This is a genomic window from Burkholderia sp. E168m23 (assembly GCF_016586125.1).
GTDB lineage: Bacteria > Pseudomonadota > Gammaproteobacteria > Burkholderiales > Burkholderiaceae > Burkholderia > Burkholderia orbicola.
In genome coordinates, this window is the sequence record NZ_BCPP01000855.1 from 1 (window position 1) to 3133 (window position 3133).

Below are 3133 nucleotides of genomic sequence, written 5' to 3' on the forward strand. Positions count from 1 at the left end.
CGCAACCTCGTCGCGAACATCGCGCAGTTCGCGGCGATCGTGCCGGATGCGCGCCGGCCGGGCGAGGAAGTCGTCGTCACCGCGATCCCGCTGTATCACATCTTCGCGCTGACGGTGAACTTCCTGTCCTACTTCGCGATCGGCGCGCAGAACTGGCTCGTCGCGAACCCGCGCGACATGGACGGATTCATCGACGTGCTGAAGGCCGCGCGGCCGACGGTGTTCGTCGGCGTGAACACGCTGTACGCGGGGCTGGCGGGCCATCCGCGGCTGAAGGAGGTCGACTGGTCGCGGCTGAAGCTGTCGGCCGGCGGCGGCGCGGCGGTGATCGACGTGATCTCGTCGCGCTGGAAGGCAGTGACCGGCAACTTCATCCGCGAGGGCTACGGGCTGTCGGAAACGTCGCCGGTCGTGTCGTTCAACCCGCAGTCGATCGACCGTTTCACGGGCACCACGGGCCTGCCGCTGCCGTCGACCGACGTGAAGCTGCTCGACGACCAGGATCGCGAGGTGGCGATCGGCGAAGCGGGCGAGATCTGCGTGAAGGGGCCGCAGGTGATGAGCGGCTACTGGCAGAAACCGGACGCGAACGCGGCCGCGTTCACGGCGGACGGCTATTTCCGCACCGGCGACGTCGGCGTGTTCGACGCGGCCGGCTTCCTGCGGATCGTCGACCGCAAGAAGGACATGATCATCGTGTCCGGCTTCAACGTGTACCCGAACGAGGTGGAAGCGGTCGCGACCGCGCTGCCGGGCGTCGCGGAATGCGCGTGCATCGGCGTGCCGGACCCGCGCACGGGCGAGGCCGTCAAGCTGTTCGTGGTGCTTGCGCCGGACGCAGACGTGACGGAAGCGCAACTCGTCGCGCATTGCCGCGCGAGCCTGGCCGCGTACAAGGTGCCGAAGCTCGTGCGCTTCGTCGACCGGCTGCCGAAGTCGACGGTCGGCAAGATCCTGCGCCGGGAACTCAGCCGCACCGACTGATGAGAGCGGCGCGCCGCGCGGCCTCGGCTGCGCGGCTCGGTGCGCCGACGACCCCGAAGGTGGCGCGCGGGCCGCTCAAGTACAATGCGCTCGGTTCGATCGACGGGGACGCGATGACCGGCTCAGATTCACTTTCCGCCCGGCCCGGGCGTGCGCTGCCTTCGCCGAGCGCGACGGTGCCGATCTCGCTCGTCAACGGCTTTCTCGCGAGCGCGGGCGTGCAGCGCGACGTGGTCGAGCGCTACCTGCGCGGCGCCGGCATTCCGATCGAGCTGCTCGGCGAGCCGCACGCGCGTGTGACGGAGGAGCAGTTCTCGACGCTGTACCGCACGCTCGCGATCGATCTCGACGACGAGATGCCCGGCATCTTCTCGCGGCCGCTGCGCGGCGGCACGCTGAAGTACCTGTGCCTGAGCCTGCTCGATGCGCGCAACCTCGAAACGGCGCTGCATCGTTTCGGGCAATTCTTCCATATCCTGCTCGACGACTTCTTCGTCGAATCGAAGCGCGACGATCTCGTCGCGCAGGTGCTGCTGCGCCCGAACGACGCCATTGGGCCGATCGGCGCGCTCGGCCAGGAGCTGATGCTCAAGCTCGTGCACGGCGTGTGCTCCTGGCTGATCGGCCAGAAGATCCCGCTGCTGCAGATCGAGTTCGCGTGCCCGCGGCCGCGCCATGCGGTCGATCACCTGTACTTCTTCACCGGCGCCGTGCAGTTCGACTGCGCGCGCACGCTGATGCGCTTCAGCGCCGATTATCTCGACGCGCCGATCCGGCAGAGCAAGCGCAACCTGAGCAAGTTTCTCGCGCGTGCGCCCGGCGACTGGATCTTCGAATCGTTCAGCGAACAGCTCGTGTGCCACCGCGTGCGGCAGTACCTGTCGGCCGCGCTGCCGGATCTGCCCGTGATCGACCAGGCGGCCGAGCACCTGCATTGTTCGGTGCGCACGCTGAGCCGCCACCTGGCCGCCGAAGGGACGACGTTCCAGGTGCTGAAGGACGAGCTGCGGCGCGATATCGCGATCCAGCGGCTGACCGACACGCCGGACACGATCGCGGCGATCGGCGCCGATATCGGCTTCGACGATCCGAGCGCGTTTCATCGCGCGTTCCGGCACTGGACGGGGAGTACGCCAGGGACGTACCGGCGTCGGGCGTGACGCGGGCGCGGGGCGGTAAGTCGCAGCTTTCCGGATCGAATCCCATAAGCGGTTCCCTTGCGGTTTTCATGGCCCGGTTTTCAGCGGACACTCCCATAACAGGCGCCCCTTTGCCGCTCGAGCCGGGCAGGCGGGCGCGCGCTTGATCGCTTTTTTGGCGCGCTTTATCGCGATTTCCGATGCGGACAAATCGGGCGCTGATGCCCGCCAGACGGGCTTCTCCGCCGCATGCGGGGGGCGCCGCTGGTGCGTGACGTGGCCGATTTTGTCACCATGTGGGCCGGATATGACAATGAAAATCCGGCACCCCGGCGTTAGGATGGCCCATCACGTCGCCGGTTCTGGCCGGTTTTGCCGTACCGTACCCCCGGCGCCCTATTCACCGCCTGATTGGAACATCGACCATGAGCTATAACGCCCCCGTCAAGGACATGCTGTTCGTGCTGAAGGAACTCGCGGGCATCGACGCCGTTGCGCAGTTGCCGGGTTTCGAGGATGCCGGTTACGACACGGCGCAGGCCGTGCTCGACGAGTCCGCGAAATTCTGCGGCGAGGTGCTGGCGCCGCTGAACGTCGAAGGCGACCGCAACCCGAGCAGCTGGAAGGATGGCGTCGTGACCGCGACGCCGGGCTTCGGCGAAGCGTTCCGCCAGTTCGTCGAAGGCGGCTGGCAGGGGCTGCAGCATCCGGCCGAATACGATGGCCAGGGGTTGCCGAAGCTGATCGCGACGCCGTGCATCGAGATGCTGAACGCATCGAACCTGTCGTTCGCGCTGTGTCCGCTGCTCACCGACGGCGCGATCGAGGCGCTGCTGACGGCCGGCACCGACGAGCAGAAGCAGCGCTACGTGCCGAAGCTGATCTCCGGCGAATGGACCGGCACGATGAACCTGACCGAGCCGCAGGCCGGCTCCGACCTCGCGCTGGTGCGCTCGCGCGCGGAGCCGCAGGGCGACGGCACCTACAAGGTATTCGGCACCAAGATCTTC

3 protein-coding genes are annotated in these 3133 nt (G+C 67.5%); all 3 read left to right on the forward strand.

What is annotated here, in order from left to right:
* Window positions 1–984, forward strand: a 984-nt coding sequence (locus tag JMF90_RS30805) for an AMP-binding protein (RefSeq protein WP_201325860.1), incomplete at its 5' end; no start/stop codon positions are given.
* Entirely contained in the window at window positions 984–2144 is a 1161-nt protein-coding gene (locus JMF90_RS30810) for an AraC family transcriptional regulator (protein WP_201317466.1), read from the forward strand. The genes JMF90_RS30805 and JMF90_RS30810, both read left to right, overlap by 1 nt.
* A 404-nt stretch (window positions 2145–2548) precedes the next feature.
* The coding region (locus JMF90_RS30815) for an acyl-CoA dehydrogenase N-terminal domain-containing protein (RefSeq protein WP_201325861.1) at window positions 2549–3133 on the forward strand (585 nt) is incomplete at its 3' end.